The following is a 315-nucleotide window of genomic DNA, read 5'->3' as shown; positions in this document are numbered from 1 at the left end:
AAGACAGCCCCCATTCTTTAACCTTGGCAGAGAAAATAAAAGTTGTCGAGGGTTTTGCCAAGCTCAATCCCCATGGGAATGTTGTGCTTTCCGGTGGGGAAGTAATGTTAAAAATCGAGGATTTCTTTGCTCTAACGAAGTCAGCGAAAAGCCTTGGTCTGAATGTTATAGCTGTTTCAAATTCTTCATTGATAGCCCCTTCACTGTATAAGAGATTCGTTGTTGAGGGTCCCGATATTTTGTATATCTCTTTAGATAGCCATGTCGATACCATTCATGACTATATAAGAGGCACCCCAGGCGCTTGGAATAAGG

The 315-nt window shown here is 42.2% G+C and carries 1 protein-coding gene; it reads left to right on the top strand.

The window, feature by feature from the left end:
- On the top strand, positions 1 to 315 hold a 315-nt coding region (locus tag A3754_RS28495), incomplete at both ends, for a radical SAM protein (RefSeq protein WP_231880535.1).

It is taken from the genome of Alcanivorax sp. HI0083, from assembly GCF_001635175.1.
The sequence above is the reverse complement of the archived record's forward strand: the minus strand, read 5'-3'. Positions and strand labels throughout refer to the sequence as shown.